This window comes from Streptomyces sp. NBC_01116 (assembly GCF_041435495.1).
Taxonomy (GTDB): domain Bacteria; phylum Actinomycetota; class Actinomycetes; order Streptomycetales; family Streptomycetaceae; genus Streptomyces.
On the sequence record NZ_CP108644.1, the window covers coordinates 784,279 to 804,478 of the forward strand.

General features: G+C 71.4%; 18 protein-coding genes. 5 read left to right on the plus strand and 13 right to left on the minus strand.

The genetic code is table 11. The features are described from left to right. Positions 1 to 5 precede the first annotated feature (5 nt). Positions 6 to 236, minus strand: coding sequence for a phosphopantetheine-binding protein (locus OG245_RS03115; RefSeq protein ID WP_371622006.1), 231 nt, complete (start codon positions 234 to 236; stop codon positions 6 to 8). A gap of 30 nt (positions 237 to 266) precedes the next feature. Continuing rightward, complete coding sequence (locus tag OG245_RS03120) at positions 267 to 1,142, minus strand: ACP S-malonyltransferase (protein WP_371622007.1); 876 nt, start codon at positions 1,140 to 1,142, stop codon at positions 267 to 269. Between the two features lie 516 nt (positions 1,143 to 1,658). Here OG245_RS03120 and OG245_RS03125 point away from each other — a divergent pair. Beyond that, positions 1,659 to 4,949: a BTAD domain-containing putative transcriptional regulator gene (locus tag OG245_RS03125; RefSeq protein WP_371622008.1), complete on the plus strand. Its 3,291-nt coding sequence runs from the start codon at positions 1,659 to 1,661 to the stop codon at positions 4,947 to 4,949. Between the two features lie 383 nt (positions 4,950 to 5,332). Here the strand turns inward: OG245_RS03125 and OG245_RS03130 are convergent, their stop codons facing one another. Beyond that, the gene (locus OG245_RS03130; RefSeq protein ID WP_371622009.1) at positions 5,333 to 6,262 is read right to left on the minus strand and encodes an ROK family protein; all 930 of its coding nucleotides are present in this window, start codon (positions 6,260 to 6,262) and stop codon (positions 5,333 to 5,335) included. Positions 6,263 to 6,458: 196 nt separating this feature from the next. On the opposite strand from OG245_RS03130, the gene OG245_RS03135 reads away from it, so the two are divergent. Next, entirely contained in the window at positions 6,459 to 7,487 is a 1,029-nt protein-coding gene (locus tag OG245_RS03135) for a LacI family DNA-binding transcriptional regulator (RefSeq protein WP_371622010.1), read from the plus strand. Positions 7,488 to 7,589: 102 nt separating this feature from the next. Here OG245_RS03135 and OG245_RS03140 read toward each other — a convergent pair whose 3' ends face one another. Then, positions 7,590 to 8,423, minus strand: a complete 834-nt coding sequence (locus tag OG245_RS03140) for an alpha/beta fold hydrolase (protein WP_371622011.1) — start codon at positions 8,421 to 8,423, stop codon at positions 7,590 to 7,592. A gap of 100 nt (positions 8,424 to 8,523) precedes the next feature. On the opposite strand from OG245_RS03140, the gene OG245_RS03145 reads away from it, so the two are divergent. Together OG245_RS03145 and OG245_RS03150 are read left to right on the plus strand one after the other, a co-directional pair. After that, entirely contained in the window at positions 8,524 to 9,072 is a 549-nt protein-coding gene (locus OG245_RS03145) for a CGNR zinc finger domain-containing protein (protein ID WP_371622012.1), read from the plus strand. A gap of 464 nt (positions 9,073 to 9,536) precedes the next feature. After that, a complete protein-coding gene (locus OG245_RS03150; protein WP_371627794.1) occupies positions 9,537 to 10,412 on the plus strand; it encodes a hypothetical protein in 876 nt (291 codons plus the stop codon). Here the strand turns inward: OG245_RS03150 and OG245_RS03155 are convergent. From OG245_RS03155 to OG245_RS03175, 5 genes are all read right to left on the minus strand, one after another. Further along, entirely contained in the window at positions 10,399 to 11,697 is a 1,299-nt protein-coding gene (locus OG245_RS03155) for an aldolase/citrate lyase family protein (protein ID WP_371622013.1), read from the minus strand. The genes OG245_RS03150 and OG245_RS03155 overlap by 14 nt on opposite strands. 163 nt (positions 11,698 to 11,860) lie before the next feature. Then, positions 11,861 to 12,823: an electron transfer flavoprotein subunit alpha/FixB family protein gene (locus OG245_RS03160; protein WP_371622014.1), complete on the minus strand. Its 963-nt coding sequence runs from the start codon at positions 12,821 to 12,823 to the stop codon at positions 11,861 to 11,863. A 62-nt stretch (positions 12,824 to 12,885) separates the two neighbouring features. Further along, entirely contained in the window at positions 12,886 to 13,671 is a 786-nt protein-coding gene (locus OG245_RS03165; RefSeq protein ID WP_371622015.1) for an electron transfer flavoprotein subunit beta, read from the minus strand. 196 nt (positions 13,672 to 13,867) lie between these two features. Further along, positions 13,868 to 14,377, minus strand: a complete 510-nt coding sequence (locus tag OG245_RS03170) for a flavin reductase family protein (RefSeq protein ID WP_371622016.1) — start codon at positions 14,375 to 14,377, stop codon at positions 13,868 to 13,870. 196 nt (positions 14,378 to 14,573) lie between these two features. Then, on the minus strand, positions 14,574 to 14,900 hold the full coding sequence (locus tag OG245_RS03175) for a TlpA family protein disulfide reductase (RefSeq protein ID WP_371622017.1): 327 nt from the start codon (positions 14,898 to 14,900) through the stop codon (positions 14,574 to 14,576). 230 nt (positions 14,901 to 15,130) lie between these two features. Between OG245_RS03175 and OG245_RS03180 the strand changes: the two genes are divergently transcribed. Then, positions 15,131 to 15,853 (plus strand): 1-acyl-sn-glycerol-3-phosphate acyltransferase, encoded by a 723-nt coding sequence (locus OG245_RS03180; protein ID WP_003970836.1) that lies wholly within the window; start codon positions 15,131 to 15,133, stop codon positions 15,851 to 15,853. A gap of 94 nt (positions 15,854 to 15,947) precedes the next feature. Here OG245_RS03180 and OG245_RS03185 read toward each other — a convergent pair whose 3' ends face one another. The 4 genes from OG245_RS03185 to OG245_RS03200 all read right to left on the minus strand — a co-directional run bounded on the left by OG245_RS03185 (position 15,948) and on the right by OG245_RS03200 (position 19,885). Continuing rightward, positions 15,948 to 16,559, minus strand: a complete 612-nt coding sequence (locus OG245_RS03185; RefSeq protein ID WP_371622018.1) for a transglutaminase family protein — start codon at positions 16,557 to 16,559, stop codon at positions 15,948 to 15,950. Between the two features lie 76 nt (positions 16,560 to 16,635). Then, a complete protein-coding gene (locus tag OG245_RS03190) occupies positions 16,636 to 17,697 on the minus strand; it encodes a low specificity L-threonine aldolase (RefSeq protein ID WP_371627795.1) in 1,062 nt (353 codons plus the stop codon). Continuing rightward, positions 17,694 to 18,461: an SDR family NAD(P)-dependent oxidoreductase gene (locus OG245_RS03195; RefSeq protein ID WP_371622019.1), complete on the minus strand. Its 768-nt coding sequence runs from the start codon at positions 18,459 to 18,461 to the stop codon at positions 17,694 to 17,696. The genes OG245_RS03190 and OG245_RS03195 overlap by 4 nt, the downstream gene beginning before the upstream one ends. Positions 18,462 to 18,487: 26 nt before the next feature. Next, the gene (locus OG245_RS03200; RefSeq protein ID WP_371622020.1) at positions 18,488 to 19,885 is read right to left on the minus strand and encodes a DUF6421 family protein; all 1,398 of its coding nucleotides are present in this window, start codon (positions 19,883 to 19,885) and stop codon (positions 18,488 to 18,490) included. Positions 19,886 to 20,200 lie beyond the last annotated feature (315 nt).

Here is a 20,200-nt window from a genome sequence, read left to right on the forward strand (position 1 = left end):
TTGCTTCAGCGGTCGCCGCGCTCGGCGATCTTCTTCGCCACGAAGGCGTCGATGGATTCCAGCGAGGTGAGAATGTTCTTGAGGAAGTCCTCGTCCTTCAGCTGGATCGAGAATTCCTCCTCGATCGAGCCGAGGAGCTGGACATATCCGAAGGAATCGATCACCCCGGCCTTGAAGAGATCACTCCGGTCGGTCAGTTCGTCATCGAATTCAACGAGAAACTGTTCCTCGATCATGTTCCGTAGGTGCTGGGTTCGCTCCATGTCTCATACCCCGCTCTTCGTCAGAATTCCCCGAGGACTGGATTTGGCGATGCTTTTCACCATGCGGAGCAGCGACGTTCCGCCTATTTCCTCGCACTCCAGGGCGGCGTCACGATCGAGTAGATAGCGGACGCTTTCGGCCCATCGAACGGGTTCGACGATCTGCCGGCCCAGCATCTCCGGAATCATGCTCCCCTCGTAGGGGAGCGCACTCACGTTGGATAGCACGGTGACCGAGGGGTCCGCGAAGGTGAATCCGCGGAGAAATGCCTCGAACGCGGTGCGCGCGGATTCCATGGCGCGCGAGTGGAAGGCGGCGCCGACACGCAACGGGGCGAAGCGGATGCTCCGTGCCCGCAGGGAGGCGTGGGCGGCCCGGAGAGCACCGTCGGCGCCGGCGATCACGACCTGTGTGTCGGTGTTGTGCGCCGCCACGTCCACCCCCTCGACACCATCGGCGCCCAGTGCCTCCAGGAGGCGCTCGACCGGGGTGTTCATGACCGCGGTCATGCCTCCGCCCGAAGCCGCGGCCATCAGCTCCCCGCGCTTCGTCACGATCCGGAGGCCGGTCTCGAAGTCGAAGACCCCGGCGGCGAGGAGCGCGTTGTACTCCCCCAGGCTGTGCCCGAGGTAGCAGTCGGCGGGACGACCCTCCCGGCGTTCCCGCTCGAAGGTGTGCAGCGCGTTGACGGTGAAGAGGGCCGGCTGTGTGCACTCCGTACGGGCGAGCACGTCGTCCTGGTTGTCGCGGCAGCGTGCGGGGAGGTCGTATCCGAGGAGATCGCAGGCGAATCGCGTAATGCCCGGGTAGTGGCCGAAAACATCTGCGCCCATGCCCCGGAACTGTGAGCCCTGACCAGGAAAGAGAATCGCGAACACCGTGTGACGCCTCCTGGATCCGCGCCGAGCGGTTGGCTCGGGCCACTCGAAAATGCCGGTTTCGATCATGTTGGCCCACGACCCTTGCTGGGCGCTGGCCGGTTCACTGACACCCCGGCGCGGGGCCTTGTCCGAATCCCTGCCGTTCGCTTGCCGGTAGCCGGGGCCGGCGGTTCCCCGAAGGGCGCGGGGAAAGGTCCGTACCGGGGGATCCGGACGCCTGGGACCCTCCGCGTATCTATAGGGAATTCACCGTGGGCATGGCCGGTTTCGCCTCACGCGGCGACTCTGCGCCGTTGACATCCGTGCGAGCAGCGCTCTATAGCGCCCAGGGCCCATGGCCACCGGGAAAATCCCCGCGGATGAGACTGCTGTTCTAAGGTGTATTCACCGATGAAGTCTCAAGTGTGAGAACGAATGGGGCAGGAGAATATGTCCGTGCATCAGGCCGAAGGGGCATCACCGCCCTCATCGCCGCCCGTCCTTTCCGGGCCCGCACTTCAGGTGCTGGGGCCCATGTCGGCCCGGTACCAGTGCCGCGACGTCCCCCTCGGACCACCACGCCGCCGAGCGCTTCTGGCCCTCCTCCTCATCAGGCTGGGCCGCGTCGTCCCCACCACGGTGCTCATCGAGGAGCTGTGGCGGGACGCCCGCCCCCAGCAGGCTGTCGCCACCCTGCAGAGCCACATCTCCCACCTGCGCAGGGCCCTGGCCCCCGCGGCCGGCCCCGGCAGGTCCGCGATCCTGCGCCACCAGGCCCCGGGATACGTTCTCCAGCTCGCGTCGGACCAGGTGGACGCGTACCGCTTCGAGCAGCTCTTCTCCACCGGCCGCCGGCTCCTCGCGGGCCGGAACCCGCTGGCGGCCCGGGAACACCTCACCCGGGCACTCACGCTGTGGCACGGCTCACCGTACGCGGAGTTCCTCACCCATCCGTCGCTCGCCGACGAGAGCACCCGTCTCGAACAGATGCGGCTCACCGCCCTCGAATCCTCCGCGGAGGCCGGGCTCCTCCTAGGGCGGACCGCCGAGGTGGTCGCCGAACTGGAACGCGAGGTCCGTCAGCACCCGGCCAGGGAACGCATGGTGGGCCACCTGATGACCGCGCTGTTCCGGTCGGGCCGGCAGGCCGAGGCGCTGAAGATGTACGCGTGCACGCGAAGCTATCTGGTCGAGGAGTACGGGGTGGACACGAGCGCCGATCTCCAGCGGCTCCACACCGCGCTCCTCCGGCAGGAACTGGGCAATCAGTGGGTGCCCGGCGTGCCGGGCGGCCCCGTCCGCGCCGGAGGAGCCGCCTCTCCGCGACAGATCCGGACAACGATGTCCAGCACCACGGAGGGCCTCGCCGCGCCCTGCCCCCCGGCCGAACCGGCCGTGTGCGCCGAGGAGGTGCCGGAAAGCCGGAACCACAGGGCGCCCGACCGCTCCGCCGCCCCCTTACCCTCGCCGAATGAACCTACTATTTCGCCTCAATTAATAGGCCGTGAACGGGAGTTGAATCTTCTGGTCACCGCCATGGCCGGAACGGCGGTCGGTCGCGGACATCTCACGTGCGTTCTCGGTTTCTCCGGACTCGGGAAAACCCATCTCGTGATGGAACTGGTCCAACGGCTTCGAGCACTCGACGAGAACATCGAAACGATCCAGAGCAGTAGCTTCTCCGGCGAGGGTGTTCCGCCCTACTGGCTGTGGACCCAGGTACTGCGCCGGCTCTCGGCGGCACGGGCCGAGGCCTTCCGGACCGCCGCCGCGCCGTTCGGCGCGCTGCTGGCACCGCTGCTGCCCGGGTGGCGTCCGGGCCCGGACGCCGGCACCGGGCCGGGCGACCCGCAGAACCCCTTCCGGACCCACGACGCGCTCTGCGAGATCCTGCTCGCCATGGCGGCGCAGCGACCTCTGGTGCTGCTTTTGGAGGACGTGCACCGTGCGGACGCCGCGTCGCTGGACGTGCTCCGTCTGCTGACCAACCGACGCCAGGGGCATCCTCTCGGCATCGTGCTGACCGGCTGGGACCTGGAGGCCTGGCCCGACAGCTCCCGGTACACGACGATGACCGGGATACTCAGGGGCCCCAACACGCAGGTCCTGCGGCTCGGGGCCCTGACGCTCCCCGATGTCACCGCCCTGGCCGAGGCGCACTCCGGGCCGGGCGTCGACCGGCGCATCGTGGAAGCCCTCCACAGGCAGTCCGTGGGCAGCCCCTCCTTCGTGCTCCAGATGCTCTCCCTCCTCCGTGAGGCCGGCGACCTCCAGGACCCCGGCGCCGCCGACGAGTTGATCGGCCTTGTCGTCCCGTGCGCGCGCAAGGTCCTGCGCCAGGAGTTCGCCGAACTGCCGGGACCGGTCCTCCGCGTTCTGCGGCTGTGTGCCATCGCCGCACCGGAGATCGAGCTGGATTCCCTGTGCCGCGCCGCGGGCGGTGCCGACACCCTGGCGATCGTGGAGTCGGCGGTCCGGCACGGACTGCTCCTCCACGGTCCCCGACCCGCCGGCCGGCTCCGGCTCACCCCGCCGCGCGCCCGGGAGGTGCTCGTGGGCGAGCTCACCGGTGAGGAGAGCCGGCGGCTGCACGCCGCGTACGCGCACGCCCTGTCCCCGCGCTTCGCCGAGGAGATCCCCCCGGAGCGGAGCGACCTCATCGCCCACCACGCCTGGCACGCCAAGGGCGCCATGCCCGGGGAGCGGGCGCTGCCCTGGTTCCTGGTCGCCGCCGAGAACGCGGGCGCGCGACTGGCCTCCGACGACCGGCTGATGTGGCTGCGCCGCGCCGTCTCCCTCACCGGCTCCCTGCCCGACGGATCGGACGCCCGCGGCCTCGCGCCCCGGCTCCACTGGGAGCTGGCCCATCTGCTGGGCCATGTACGCGGGTTCGGCGACACCGAGGCCGAGACGGAGATCCTCCGGGGGCACGCCCCGGGCACGCCCCCGCACAGGTCCGACGACCCGGAGGTCCTGTCGATGCTGAACGCGTCGCTCCTCGTCCGCGGGCGCTACGACGAGTCGGGACACCTGACCGCCCGCTTGAAGGCCATCGCCGCACGCACCGGCGATCCCGCGGCCCGGCTGGGCGCGGTGTACGGCGAGGGGATGGCGCTGTTCATCCGCAACCGGCTGCCCGACGCGCTCCGGTCGTTCGAGGACGGTGTGGAGCTCTCCGAACGGCTGGCGCGCGAGGGCCGGGCACCGGACGGAATGTACCGGTCCGATCCGCGCGTCTACTTCCGCACCCACGACGTCTTCGCCCGCTGGCTCATGGGCCAGCGCTCGGCCGCCGCCGAGCAGTGCCGGCGCCTCCTGAGGCTGACGCAGTGGGGTGACAAGCCCTGGGACCGGGCCCACGCCCTCTACGTCAACGCGATGGTGGCCGCGTGGGAGGACGATCCGGACTCGGCCAGGGGCTTCGGGACGGAGGGCGTGCGACTCTCCGTCAAGCACGGACTCTCCCCCTGGGCGGCGATGCTGCATGTCCCGCTGGGCTGGGCCCTCACGCACTCCGGACAGCAGGAGGGCATCCCGAAGATGGTGAACGCTCTGACGGAGATGCGGCTGTCCCGGACGAGAATCCACCTCCCCCTCCACCTGGGCCTGCTGGCCCAGGCTCAGCACCACGCCGGGCAACGGGAGGGGGCGGCGGACACGCTGCACACCCTGCTCGCGGTCGTCGAGCACCACCGCGAGTACGTGTACCTCAACTCCGCGCTCCCCGCGACGCTCCTGCTCGACGAGCTTCTGGGCAAGGAGACACGGAAAGCCTCGGGCGTGGCCGACAGGGTGTTCCCTTCGGATCACCCGATCGCCGGCTGATGTGCTGCGTCCCGGAAACGCCCACCAGGTTCGAGCCGCGTCCGGCCTCGGACGATGCGCGACCCACGCACCAGCACGGTGAGCCGCTCGTCGTTGCGGCGCGAAGCCCCGCGGCGGCGACGGCGTTGACCGGATGCCGCGCGGCCCGCGAAGCGTGGCCCAGGGGGCGCCCGGCCTGACGAACCGGGCGCTCCCTGGGAGCCGTTGGCGGCAGAGGCACTGAGGACTGTCCCGCAATCCCTGGCGGGCGCGCGACGACGGCTACGGCACCTCGCCGCGTTGTCGGGACGTCCCCATACATCCCGTATGCGGACGCCCCTCCGCCTGGCGATGCACCGCATCCGACGCCGCACGCTGATCCACCAGGGATGACGGGACAGCCCTTAGCGCAGCGCGATGGCCGCCGCCGCGGCCCCGACCAGACCCGCGTCGGCGCCCATCACCGCGGGCGCCACGGTCAGCCGCCGGAGGTAGGAGAGCGTGGCGTAGTCGCGCAGGCTGCGGCGCAGCGGCACGAAGAGCACGTCGCCGGCCCCGGCCACTCCCCCGCCGACCACCGCGATGTCGAGGTCCGCCAGGGTGGCGGTGGCGGCGATGCCGGCCGCCAGCGCCTGGGCGGCCCGCTCGTAGGAGGCGATGGCGACCGGGTCTCCGGCGCGGGCGGCGACGGCCACCGCGGCGGCCGTCGCGTCGCCGTCCGGGCCGGGCCGCCAGCCGTTCTCCAGCGCGCGGCGGGCGATGTTGGGGCCGCTGGCGATGCCCTCGACGCAGCCGCGCGCACCGCAGGGGCACGGGTCGCCGTCCAGGTCGACGCTGATGTGGCCGATGTGACCGGCGTTGCCCGAGGGGCCGGGACGCGGGGTGCCGCCGAGGACGAGGCCGCCGCCGACGCCCGTCGACACGACGAGGCACAGCGCGTTGTCGTAGCCCCGGGCGGCGCCGAGCCAGTGCTCCGCGGCCGTCATCGCGACCCCGTCGCCGACCAGCGCGACCGACAGTCCGCCCGCCGTCTTGTGCACCCGCTCCACCAGCGGGAAGTCGCGCCAGCCGGGGACGTTGACCGGGCTGACCGTGCCCGCGGCGGCGTCCACCGGACCGGCGCTGCCGATGCCCACGGAACCGGCGCGTCCCCACAACGGCGAGGCCATCAGCTCGCCCAGCACCTCGTCCACGGCGCCCATGACCGCCTCGGCGCCCTCGCGGGCGGGCGTCGGCCGCTGCGCCCGTACGGACAGGGTTCCGTCGCCGCCCACCAGCGCTCCGGCGATCTTGGTGCCGCCGATGTCGAGCGCGGCGACGAGGTCGGTATGCATCGGTGTGGGCTCTCCGGATCGGTGAAGGGACGGGACCTGCGGGTTCCGTCCACAGTCTGCACAGTCTCCATTCTGTTGACAACGTTGTCCAGGGCCTATGCTCGACGCCACAGCCTCCGATCACCCCCACGGCGCCCGCCCGGCGCCGACCGGAGCACCGCAGCCCCGCCCGTAATCCGACGACAGGACAGCGCACGTGGACCGGACCGCCCGTCATTCCGAGACCCGCTACGGCAACCGGCCGACCATGAAGGACGTGGCGGCCCGCGCCGGAGTCGGCCTGAAGACGGTGTCCCGGGTGGTGAACAGCGAGCCCGGCGTCACGCCCGACACCGAGCGCCGCGTGCAGGAGGCGATCGACGCGCTCGGCTTCCGCCGCAACGACAGCGCCCGCGTGCTGCGCAAGGGCCGTACGGCATCCATCGGACTGGTCCTGGAGGATCTGGCGGACCCGTTCTACGGTCCGCTGAGCCGCGCGGTGGAGGAGGTCGCCCGCGCGCACGGGGCGCTGCTGATCAACGGTTCCAGCGCCGAGGACCCGGAGCGGGAACAGGAGTTGGTGCTGGCCCTGTGCGCCCGCCGGGTCGACGGCCTGATCGTGATCCCGGCGGGCGACGACCACCGCTATCTGGAGCCGGAGATCAAGGCGGGCATCGCCACGGTCTTCGTGGACCGCCCGGCGGGCCACGTGGACGTCGACATGGTGCTCTCCGACAGCTTCGGCGGGGCCAGGGAGGGCGTGGCGCACCTCATCGCGCACGGCCACCGCAGAATCGGCTTCATCGGCGACCAGCCGCGTATCCACACGGCCACCGAGCGGCTGCGCGGCTATCACACCGCCATGCGGGACGCGGGCATCACCGTCGAGGACGGCTGGGTCTCGCTCGGCTCCACCGAGCCGGAGCGGGTGCGGGCCGCCGCCGAGGAGATGCTCTCGGGCCCCGAGCCGGTCACCGCCCTGTTCGCGGGCAACAACCGGGTGACGGTGACGGCGGTCCGGGTGATCGCGGAGCGGGAGCGGCCGGTGGCACTGGTCGGGTTCGACGACATCGAGCTGGCCGACCTGCTCGGCATCACCGTGATCTCGCAGGACGCGGCGGCGGTCGGCCGGACCGCCGCCGAGCACCTCTTCCGCCGCCTCGACGGGGCGGACCACGCCACGGCACGGGTGGAGCTGCCGACCACGCTGATCCCTCGCGGCTCGGGCGAACTGCCCCCCGCCTGAGGCCTGTCGGACGCGGCCAGCACCACGGCGTGACGCCGCGGCAGCTGGGCCCGATGACCGTGCCGCCGGGACCGCGCCCCTCGGGGGCCCCGGCGGGCGCGGTCAGGCCCCGGCGCCGGCCGGCCGGAAGTCCCGGGTCAGCAGGGCCAGCAGTTGCGCCGGGGCGTCCTCCTGCACCGTGTGGCCCGCGCCCTCGATCCAGTGCAGCTCGGAGTGCGGGATCAGCGCGTGCAACCGCTCGGCGAAGGGCGGCGGCAGGAACCGGTCCTCGCGCCCCCAGATGATCCGGGTCGGCACCGGAACGTCCCCCAGCAGATGCTGGAAATCGTCGGTCGCGGACTGTTCGGCCTGCCGGCACTGGCGGTAGTACGCGGCCCGGCCGCCCTCGCCGCGCCACGGATCGACATGGGCGGACAGGACGTCCTCCCGGTAGCCGGTGTGCGTCGCCCGGCGCAGATGGCTCTCCACCAGCGCCTCGTGGGCGTAGCCGGGGAGTTGCTCGAAGAGGTGCGCGTTCTCCCTGAGGAGCCGGAAGAGCCCGGTGCCCCACTCCCCGCAGGCCACCGCGTCCACCAGGGTGAGGTCCGCGTACCGCGCACCGTCCAGGAGCAACGCCCGCAGGGCCACGGCCCCGCCGATGTCGTGGGCGATCACGCGCGGGCGTTCCAGCCCCCAGTGCTCCAGGAGCCGGCCGAACACCTTCGCCTGCGCCGCCGGGCCGACGTCCTGCCCGTCGCGCTGCTCCGACTGCCCGAACCCGAGCAGGTCCCAGAGGTAGACACGGTGATCGCGCGCGAGCGCCGGGGCGATGTCGCGCCAGATGAGCGAGGAGAACGGGGTGCCGTGCAGCAGGACCACCGGCTCCCCCTCCCCGATCACGTCCCAGCGCACCGCCCCGTCCGGAGTCTCGAACGTCCTGGTCAGCTTCCCGTTCATGGTGTGCCTCCTGATGCGCGGTGGGGCGGGGCGGAACCCGCCGGACCATCGACGTTACCAGCATGCACTGATTGCCGGTAACTTTGATAAAGTGGTGATCATGCGACGGAAACCTGCGCCCGCGGAGCTCGAACCGGTCGAGGACTTCTGCAACACGGCCGCCCACCTCCACGACGAGGACGGCTTCGCCCGCCCGGAGACGGCGGCGCGATGGCTCGGCGCGCGTGGCTTCCCGGCGCCGGCCTCTCCCGGGGAGCTGGACTCGCTCGCCGAGGCGCGGGAGACCGTGCGGGCCTATCTGGTCGAGCGGACCTCGCCGGAGGCGGTCGACGCCCTGAACCGGCTCATCGCCTCGGTCGCGGGCGCTCCGGCCGTGCGCCCCGACGGCACACTCACCCTGCGGCCGGCCTCCGGCGGGGTGGTGGCGGAGGTGGTGCGCCCGGTGCTCGAAGCGCTCCTGGCACACGGCCTGACCGGGCGTCACGCCACCCGGCTCAAGGCTTGCGCGGCCCCGGAGTGCCGCTGGGTCTTCTACGACCGGGCGCCGTCGTCGAACGGCCTCTGGTGCGACATGGACGTGTGCGGCGCACGGCACAAGATGCGCGCCTACCGCGCCCGTGGCGGGGCGGCCGCACACCGGGACGCCTGAGGACCGGACGGCGCCCGGCTGCCCCAGGAGCACGCCCCGCGCGGATACCCGTCCGCCGGTACGGCCCCGGGCCACGGCCCGGGGCCGTTGGGGTGGCCGCCCGGCCCGCCGGGGCGTGGTGCCGCCGGATCGGCGGGGGCGGTTCCTAACGTCGGCCGCTGACGCCCCGGCCCGTACGGCACGCTCCAGCAGGCCCTGCGGCGGGCCGGGGTGTCGGGCCGTCACCCTCGCGGCTTCCCGTCGTCCGCGCCCCGCCCGCCCCGGCAGAGCGCGGCGCGGACGACGGGGAATCAGCGCCCCACCCCTCCCTCCCCGTCCGGTACGGCTACGGGCAGGGCGTCCAGAACAGGTGCGTACACATGAGCCCTTCCCCGACAGCCCCACCCGCGCCCGGACACTCCGGCGATCCGGGGGCCGACGCCCCGAAGCAGGTGCGCGGACACCCGCGTTGGCGACCCGCGGCGGTGGCGGCGGCACTGCTGCTGTGCGCGGCCCCCTCCGCCTCCGCCGCCCCGGGGACGGTGGACGGGCGCCCTCCGGCACACGGAGCCGCACCCCTGTACATCTCCGACTACGCCGACAACACCGTGCTGCGCCTGCCACCCGGCGGAGGCAACCCGGTCACGGTCGCGGCGAGCGGTCTGACCCGCCCGACCGGAATGGCGCTCGACGCCTCGGGGGACCTCTACATCGCCGACACGGGCAACAACCGGGTCGTACGGGTGCCGGGGGACGGAGGTCCGCAGGTCACGGTGGACACCACCGGCCTCTCCCGTCCCATCGGGCTGGCCTTGAAGGCGAACGGCGACCTCTACATCGCCGACAGCTTCAACGACCGGGTGGTGATGGTGCCCGCCGACGGCAGCGGCCAGGTCGCCGTTCCCACCGACGGGCTGCTCCACCCCAGCGGGTTGGCCCTGGACGGCGCGGGGAACCTCTTCGTGGCGGACTTCGTCAACGACCGCGTGGTGCGGGTCCCCGCCGACGGCGGCCCGCAGACGACCGTGCCCACCACCGGGCTCTCCCAGCCGACCGGACTCGCCTTCGACCGGCGGGGAAACCTCTTCGTCTCCGACAGCGGCAACGACCGGGTGGTCGAGCTGTCGGCGGACGGCGGGCCGCAGCGGACCGTTCCGGCGACCGGGCTCAACTCCCCGTACGGCCTGGCCTTCGACCCGGGGGGCGCGCTGTACATCGCGGACTTCAACAACGACCGCGTGGTGATGCTGCCGGTGCGCGGCGGCGGGCGCACGCTGCCCGTCGCCGGCCTGCGCACCCCGGCGGGAGTGGCCGTTCCGCCGGGGCGCGACGCGTACGGAGGCCGCCCTACGGAGCGGTGACCGTCAGGTCTCCCCGGCGCGGCGAGGCGAAGGCCTCCAGGTCCGCGCGGGCCAGGCCGGTCAGCCCCGCCACTTCGGCGGTGTCCAGCGCGCCGCAGTCGATGCCGCGCAGCAGGTAGCCGCTGAGGGCCTTGGCGGTGGCGGGCTCGTCCATGACGTCACCGCCCGCCTTGGCCACATAGGCGGCGAGCCGGGCGGCCGCCTGCTCCAGGCCCTCCCGGTAGAAGGCGTAGACGGCCGCGTAGCGCGTCGGCAGGTGGGCGGGGTGCATGTCCCAGCCCTGGTAGTACGCACGGGCGAGAGCCCGGCGGGTGAGGCCGTAGTGAAGCCGCCAGGCCTCGTGGACCCGGTCGGCCGGACCCACGGGCAGGACGTTGGTCGATCCGTCGGAGACGCGCACGCCGGTGCCCGCGGCGGCGACCTGCATGACGGCCTTGGCGTGGTCGGCGGCCGGGTGGTCGCTGGCCTGGTAGGCGGCGCTGACGCCGACGCAGGCGCTGTAGTCGAAGGTCCCGTAGTGCAGTCCGGTCGCCCGGCCGCGCGCGGCGTCGATCATGCGGGCGACGGCGGCGGTCCCGTCGGCGGCGAGGATCGACTGGCTGGTCTCGATCTGGATCTCGAAGCCGATGCGTCCGGCGTCGAGGCCGTGCGCCTTCTCGAAGGCTTCGAGGAGCTGGACGAAGGCGGTGACCTGCTCGGGGTACGTGACCTTCGGGAGGGTCAGCACGAGCCCTTCGGGCAGACCGCCGGCCGCCATCAGCCCGCTGAGGAAGACGTCCGTGGTGCGGATGCCCCGGTCACGGACGCCGGCCTCCATGCACTTCATCCGGATGCCCATGTACGGGGCCGCGGTGCCGTTCGCGTACGCCTCCGCGACCAGCCGGGCGGCGCGGGCGGCGGCCTCGTCCTCCTCGGCGTCCGGGCGGGGGCCGTAGCCGTCCTCGAAGTCGATGCGCAGATCCTCGACGGGCTCGCGCTCCAGCTTGGCGCGTACGCGGTCGTGGACCGGCCCCGCCAGCTCCTCGGGGATGCCGAGGACGGCGGCGAACGACGCGGCGTCCGGGGCGTGCTCGTCGAGGGCGGCCAGCGCCTGGTCGCCCCAGGAGCGCAGAGTGCCGGGCTCGAAGACGTCGCCGGGCACGTAGACGGTGTGCACGGGCTGGCGGGTGCCGGGATCGCCTGGGTAGCGACGGGCGAGTTCCGCGTCGACCGCCGTGAGGGAGGCACTGATCTCCTCGCTGACCGCACCGGCGAGGCTCGTTGCCACCTTCTCCTGCTGACCCATGACCATACCCTCCACGCTCTCGCTGTTTCCGCTTCCCGGAATCAACAATCCGTATAGTGAAGTTATAAGGCCGCTCGACCTGCGTCAATGGTCGCCCGGAACGGCCTCGGGCCGCGCGGTGGTGTGCACCGTGCGGCCCGGGGTGTGGTGTTCGCGGGAGGGGTCAGCCCTTGCGGGTGTTGATCTCTTCGGTGAGCTGGGGCACGACGGCGAAGAGGTCGCCGACGACGCCGTAGTCGACGAGTTCGAAGATCGGGGCCTCGGCGTCCTTGTTGATCGCGACGATCGTCTTCGAGGTCTGCATCCCCGCCCGGTGCTGGATCGCGCCGGAGATACCGGACGCGATGTACAGCTGCGGCGAGACGGACTTGCCGGTCTGTCCGACCTGGGAGGTGTGCGGATACCAGCCCGCGTCGACCGCGGCACGCGACGCGCCCACCGCCGCACCCAGACTGTCCGCGAGCGCCTCGATGAGAGGGAAGTTCTCCGCACCGTTGACCCCGCGGCCACCGGAGACGACGATCGCGGCCTCGGTCAGCTCCGGACGCCCCGTCGACTCGCGCGGCGTACGCGAGGTGACCTTCGTACCCGTCGCCGCCGCACCGAACGACACCGACAGGCCCTCGACCGCACCCGCGGCGGCCGCCGGCTCGACCGGGGCGGAGTTCGGCTTCACCGTGATCACCGGAACACCCCGGGAGACCCGGGACCTCGTCGTGTACGAAGCGGCGAACGCGGCCTGCGTCGCGACCGGACCCTGCTCACCGGCCTCCACGTCCGTGGCGTCGGTGATGACACCGGAACCGACCCGCAGAGCGAGACGCGCGGCGACCTCCTTGCCCTCCGCGGACGACACCACCAGCACCGCCACCGGCGACACCGCCTCGAACGCCGCCTGCAGCGCGTCCACCTTCGGCACCACCAGATACTCCGCGAACTCCGGCGCATCCGCGGTCAGCACCCGCACCGCACCGTGCTCACCCAGCACCCCGGCCGTCGCCCCCGCACCCGCACCCAGCGCCACCGCGACCGGGTCACCGATCCGGCGCGCCAGCGTCAGCAGCTCCAGCGTGGGCTTGCGGACCGCACCGTCCACGTGATCGACCAGAACAAGAACTTCAGCCATGACAACGCACTCCAGGAAGAGAGAAGGAAGGAAGAGGAGGGGAGGGGAAGACGGGAAGGGGGCTAGATGAACTTCTGGCCCACGAGGAACTCGGCGAGCTGCCTGCCGCCCTCACCCTCGTCCTTCACGATCGTGCCCGCCGTCCGCGCCGGACGCTCCGTCGCCGAATCGACCGCCGTCCACGCACCCGCCAGACCCACCTCGTCCGCGTCCAGCCCCAGATCGTCCAGGTCCAGCGACTCCACCGGCTTCTTCTTCGCCGCCATGATCCCCTTGAACGACGGGTAACGAGCCTCACCCGACTGGTCGGTCACCGACACCACCGCCGGGAGCGACGCCTCGACCTGCTCGGACGCGGTGTCACCGTCACGCCGGCCCGTCACCACACCACCCGCCACCGCGACCTCCGACAACAGCGTCACCTGCGGCACCCCCAGCCGCTCCGCCAGGAGCGCCGGCAGCACACCCATGACCCCGTCCGTCGACGCCATCCCGCAGATCACCAGGTCGTAACCCGTCTTCTCCACAGCCTTCGCCAGCACCAGCGACGTCCCCATCACATCACTGCCGTGCAGATCGTCGTCCTCGACGTGAACCGCCCTGTCCGCACCCATCGACAACGCCTTGCGCAACGCGTCCTTGGCATCCTCCGGACCCACCGTCACCACGGTGATCTCCGCATCGTCCGCCCCGTCGGCGATCTGCAACGCCTGCTCGACCGCGTACTCGTCCAGCTCCGACAACAGACCGTCGACATCCTCACGGTCCAGCGTCAGGTCATCGGCGAAACGCCGGTCACCGGTCGCGTCGGGCACGTACTTCACACAGACAACGATCCTCAAGCTCACGCCGGCTCTCCTACTGCATCGTCATTTCCGGGCTGCCTTGTTGCACGCAGCATAGGCGCCTTCCCGGGCCGGATCCGGTCAGGACGACCGAGGCTCCGAGCCCGATATTACTCGCCAGTACACCCAGTCTGTTACCCCTGGGCAAGCGCTGCGCACTGTGACCTTGCCAACGCGGCGGGCCTGTGCGTGCGCGCCCTCAGTCTCGCAGAGACGTGAACCGTCCCTGGTGATAGACCAGCGGGCGACCAACTCCGGAGGGCGAGCCCGCCACGGCCTCGGCGATGACGATGCGGTGGTCCCCGGCCGGGACCCGGGTCACGACACGGCAGACGAGCCAGGCGGACACGCCGGCGAGCAGCGGAACCCCCTCGGGGCCGCTGCTCCACTCGGTCGACGGGCCGAAGCGGTCGGCTCCGCTGCGGGCGAAGGTCGCGGCCAGGTCCCGCTGGTGCTCACCGAGTATGTGGACGCCGACGTACGCGGCCTCGGACAGCACGGGCCAGCTGGAGGAGGACGTACCGACGCCGAAGGAGATCAGCGGGGGTTCGGCGGCGACGGAGGTCAGCGAGGTGGCGGTGAAGCCGACCGGGTACTCCCCCGCGGCGGTGATCACGGCCACACCCGCGGCGTGGCGGCGGAAGACGGAGCGGAAGAGTTCGGGCGTGGCGGCCGTCTGGGCAGGGGCGAGGTCGGGCGTTGCCGTCATGGACGTGTCCTTCTGCGGAAGTGGCGTACGGGTCCGTGGGTGCTCAGACACCCGGACAGCGCGCACTCGCGTGGCGTGCGAGGTCCACATGGACCCGGCCGTAAAGAAGGAGTTCTGGCGGCATAGCGTCAGACTGACGATGGCGAGTGGGCGCAGTCAAGGGCGTTCCGGGATGTGGGAGATGCGTCACGGTCCGTCATATGGCGTGCCCCAGCGCCGCGACGACGTCGGCGGTGCGGGGCTGGCCGGATGCCCGGCGGACCACCTCGCCCTTGGCGTCCAGCACCAGGACGGTCGGCGTCTTCGTGATGTCCAGCCGCCGCACCAGCGCGAGGTGGGCCTCGGCGTCGATCTCGATGTGGGCGACCCCGTCGACCATCCCGGCGACATCGCCGAGGGTGCGTCGGGTCGCCCGGCACGGTTGGCAGAAGGCGCTGGAGAACTGGACGAGCGTCGCGCGTTTACCGAGTTCCGCGCCGAGTTGGGCCGCGTCGAGTCGCTGTCCGTGTGTCCGGCCATCCACCTGGTGCCTCCTGATCAGAGCTCTTCGTAAGTGGTCAGCACCGGCCGCCGCGCGGACATTCCCGCAGCTCCCGGGGCGGACGCACGTGACGAGAATCTCGCGCCCCGCGTCCGCCGGGACTGGCCAGGGGCTCCCGCATGGGGCACCATCGCCACAATGCCGAAAACCTACGGCTGCGTAACTTCCGCCGGGAGAACCCTCCCCAGGCGCTGAAGAAGGGTCTTCTCCAGATGGCAGAACTCGTCTATCGACCGGTCATCGGCGCCGCTCGCACTCTGTTCAAGGCGCTCGACCTGAAGATCGACACTCAGGGTTCGGAGCACATCCCGAAGACCGGTGGTGCGGTGCTGGTCAGCAACCACATCAGCTATCTCGACTTCATCTTCACCGGGCTGGGCGCCCTGCCGCAGAAGCGGCTGGTGCGGTTCATGGCTAAGGAATCGGTCTTCCGGCACAAGATCTCCGGTCCGCTGATGCGGGGGATGAAGCACATCCCGGTCGACCGCGACCAGGGCGAGGACGCGTATGCCCACGCGCTTCGGTCGCTGCGTTCCGGTGAGATCGTCGGGGTCTTCCCCGAGGCCACCATCTCGCAGTCCTTCACCCTGAAGAGCTTCAAGTCGGGTGCCGCGCGCCTCGCCCAGGAGGCCGGGGTCCCGCTGATCCCGATGGCGCTCTGGGGCACGCAGCGGATCTGGACGAAGGGGCGGCCGCGCAACTTCCAGCGCAGCCACATCCCGATCACCATCCGCGTCGGCGAGCCCATGGAGGCGCCTTCCGACCAGTACGCCGGCGCCATCACCCGGCGGCTGCGGGAGCGGGTCCAGGAGCTGCTGGAGGCGGCGCAGCGGGCTTACCCGGTGCGCCCGAAGGACGCGAGCGACACCTGGTGGGTGCCGGCCCATCTCGGCGGTACGGCCCCGACGCCCGCCGAGGTGCGCGAGCTCGGCTGACGGGCCGCTCCACGACGCCCGCGGCGCCGGGCCCGCCGTCCGCCATGGGTGCGAGGCCCTCCGAGCGGGAAGAGGGCGTTGCCCGGGGCCGCGTTCAGAGAGCCGCGGGGAGGTTCCGCAGCAGCTCCGAGCGGTCCCGGGCGCTCTTCAGCGCGTGGAGGATCGCCTCGGGCGGTGCGGCATGGACAACGGGATAGTCGACTTCGTCGAACTCCTCGCGCGCCACCCAGGCCAGCCGCTCCCCCTCCAGCGAGAACTGCGCGTCGACTCCCGGCTTGTTGCCCCGCGGATCCACCCGCGCCAAGCCCCAGGCTCCGGCTCCGGCTCCGGGGAGCTTCAGCGCGACCAGGCCGTGGATCACCGGGGTCACACCGTCCGCGCCGACCAGGCGTTGGTAGCAGAGGCCGGCCGGGATGCCGCCGGCCCGCAGCAGCGCGGTGAGCGCGATCGACTTGGCGTAGCAGATGCCGGTACGGGTGGCGAGCACGTCGGAGGCGCGCCAGGTGACGCGCGGATCCCCCGAGTCGGCGGAGTGCGGAATGGTGTCGCGGACGAACTCGAAAGCGGCCCGAGCGTATGTGTATGCACCGTCGGCGTCGGGCGCGAGGCGGTTCGCCGCCTCCCTGACCCGAGGATGCTCATGGTCGATGACCTCGTCGGCGGCCAGATACGCGCCGATGTCCGGGGACTGCTGTGTCAGCTCCATGAACCAGGAGCGTACGAAGCGGCCGACCGAAAGTCCATCACTTTCCAGTCGGCCGCATAGTCATGCACGATGTGCGCTATCGCGCCATCTCTTCCTTGAGCGCCTGGAGGAAGGCGTCGACGTCGTCCTCGCCGGTGTCGAACGCGCACATCCAGCGGACGTCCCCGGCCGCCTCGTCCCAGAAGTAGAAGCGGAAGCGCTCCTGGAGCCGCTCGCTGACCGCGTGCGGCAGCCGGGCGAACACGGCGTTGGCCTGGACCGGGTAGAGGATCTCCACCCCGTCGACGGCCCGGACGCCCTCGGCGAGCCGCTGGGCCATGGCGTTGGCGTGCCGGGCGTTGCGCAGCCACAGGTCGCGGGCGAGCAGCGCCTCCAGCTGGACGGAGACGAAGCGCATCTTGGAGGCGAGCTGCATGGAGAGCTTGCGCAGGTGCTTCATGGCCCGGACCGCGTCCGGGTTCAGCACGACGACGGCCTCGCCGAAGAGCGCGCCGTTCTTCGTGCCGCCGAAGGACAGCACATCGACGCCGACCGTGTTGGTGAACGTCCGCATCGGCACGTCCAGCGAGGCGGCGGCGTTGGCTATCCGGGCCCCGTCGAGGTGCACCTTCATGCCGCGCTCGTGGGCGTGGTCGCAGATGGCGCGGATCTCGTCGGGGGTGTAGACCGTGCCCAGCTCGGTGTTCTGGGTGATCGAGACGACCTGCGGCATGGCCCGGTGCTCGTCGTCCCAGCCGTACGCCTGCCGGTCGATGAGCTCCGGGGTGAGCTTGCCGTCCGGCGTGGGCACGGTGAGGAGCTTCAGCCCGCCCATCCGCTCGGGCGCGCCGCCCTCGTCCACGTTGATGTGCGCGGACTCGGCGCAGATGACGGCGCCCCAGCGGTCGGTGAGCGCCTGGAGGGCGACCACGTTGGCGCCCGTGCCGTTGAAGACCGGGAAGGCCTCGGCGGTGGGGCCGAAGTGGCTGTGCATGACGCGCTGGAGGTGACCGGTGTACTCGTCCTCGCCGTAGGCGACCTGGTGGCCGCCGTTGGCGAGGGCGATGGCCGCGAGGACCTCCGGGTGCGCGCCCGCGTAGTTGTCACTGGCGAAGCCGCGTACCTGCGGGTCGTGGTGACGTCGCGCGTCGGTCCTCACGTTTGCGGGGTCAGCCACAGGCGCTTTCCGTTCACTTCGGGGGCGGGCTTGTCCCACACGCCGGCGATGGCCTCGGCCAGCTCGGTGACGTCGGTGAAGCCCGCGAACTTCGCATTCGGGCGCTCGGCGCGCATGGCGTCGTTCACCAGTGCCTTGACCACCAGGATCGCAGCAGCCGCCGCGGGTCCGTCCTCGCCCCCCGCCTTGCGGAAGGCGTCGCCGAGCGCGAGGGTCCACGCCTCGGCGGCGGCCTTGGCGGAGGAGTAGGCGGCGTTGCCCGCGGTGGGCTTGCTGGCACCCGCGGCGCTGATCAGGAGGTAGCGGCCCCGGTCGCTGCGTTCGAGGGCCTCCTGGAAGGCCAGCGAGGTCGACTGGACGGTGCGGACGAGCAGCTTCTCCAGGGCGTCCCAGTCGGAGAGCACGGTCTCCTGGAACGACGGGCTGCCGCGCCAGCCGCCGACGAGGTGGACCAGGCCGTCGATGCGGCCGAACTCCGCCTCGGTGCGCTTGGCCCAGTCACGGGTGGCGTCGAGGTCGAGCAGATCGATGGTCTCGCCGGTGACGGTCGCGCCGCCGTGGGCGTACCGCGCGGCGTCCACCGCCTCGGCGAGCCGTTCCGGGTGGGCGTCGCACCCGACGACCGTCGCGCCCGCCTCGGCGAGCCGCAGCAGCGTCGCCCGGCCGGCGGGGCCCGCCGCTCCGGCGACCGCGATCACCGCGCCTTCGAGCACACCGGTCCCCTCGCCCGTGCCGTTCGCGTTCATGGCCACCGCCTCCTCGGGAGAATGGTTCACGCGGCTGCCCGCTCGTCGTTCGCCGCGGTGATTCCCTTGGCAGAGGCAATCACGTGCTTCAGCTTCTTGGCGAGCGCCTCATAGAACATGCTCAGGGGAAACTCGTCCGGAAGCACGTCGTCGACGAGCTTGCGAGGAGGAAGTGTGAGGTCCAGGGCGTCGGGACCCTTGGCCCAGCGGGATCCCGGGTGCGGGGCGAGGTAGCTGGACACCAGGTCGTACGCGGCGAACCAGTGGACCAGCTTGGGGCGGTCGATGCCGTCGCGGTAGAGCTGCTCGATCTCGCCGCAGAGCTGGTTGGTGACCTCCGGGGCACGGTCCCAGTCGATCTTCAGGGTGTTGTCGGTCCAGCGGACGACGTCGTGCTGGTGCAGGTACGCGAAGAGCAGCTGGCCGCCGAGGCCGTCGTAGTTGCGGACGCGCTCGCCGGAGACCGGGAAGCGGAACATCCGGTCGAAGAGCACCGCGTACTGCACGTCACGGCCGTGGGCGTTGCCCTCGGACTCCAGTTTCACGGCCTCTTTGAAGGCGGTGAGGTCGCAGCGCAGCTCCTCCAGGCCGTACATCCAGAAGGGCTGGCGCTGCTTGATCATGAACGGGTCGAACGGCAGGTCACCGTGGCTGTGGGTGCGGTCGTGGACCATGTCCCACAGGACGAACGCCTGCTCGCAGCGCTTCTGGTCGCCGATCATCTCCCGGATGTCGTCGGGCAGCTCCAGGCCGAGCAGGTCGACGGAGGCCTCGGTGACGCGGCGGAAGCGGGCGGCCTCGCGGTCGCAGAAGATGCCGCCCCAGCTGAAGCGCTCGGGGGCCTCGCGCACGGCGATGGTCTCCGGGAAGAGCACCGCGGAGTGGGTGTCGTACCCGGCGGTGAAGTCCTCGAAGGTGATGCCGCAGAAGAGCGGGTTGTCGTAGCGGTTCGCCTCCAGGTCGGCGAGCCACTCGGGCCAGACCATCCTCAGCACGACCGCTTCGAGGTTGCGGTCGGGGTTGCCGTTCTGCGTGTACATCGCGAAGACGACGAGGTGCTGGAGGCCGTCGGCCCGGTTCTTCGCGGGCTGGAAGGCCAGCAGCGAGTCCAGGAAGTCGGGGACGCGGAAACCGTCGGCGGCCCAGCGGCGCAGGTCGGTGACGAGCGCACGGTGGTAGGCGGCGTCGTGCGGGAGGAGCGGGGAGAGCTCCTCGACCGCTCCGGTCACCCGGTCGAGGACCCGCTCGACGACGGCCGGGGACGGGGCGCCCTCGGCCTCGAAGTCGATGGACCCGTCCTTGGACTGCCAGGGGCGGATCTCCTCGACGGCATCCTTGAGCACGGGCCAGGCCGGGTGCTCGACCACCCGCTGGGCCGTAGCTATCGCGCCGTCGGTGGCGTCGTGCACAAGAATTTCCGTCATAACACTTCCTCCACGGGAGAACCTCGCGTGGATTCACCGTAGCCGTGCGAGGTTGCTCCCGACAAGTGGAGCCCTGGAAATTATCCTGCGTACCCCCCATGGTCACCGCTGTTTTTCCTGTCGCATCTCGGGTAGGCGCACAGTTCCATCAGCTCCTCCCGGGCACGGGCGACCGGGCCCGCACGACGGGGGACATCGCGGTCCCCGGCCGCTACCCTCCCCAGTGCCGCATCGCCGTACCTCCGCTTGCCGCACCTCCGCGCGGGCAGGAGCAGTCGACGGACCGCCGCCGACGGAAACGAGGTCGCCTTGTCT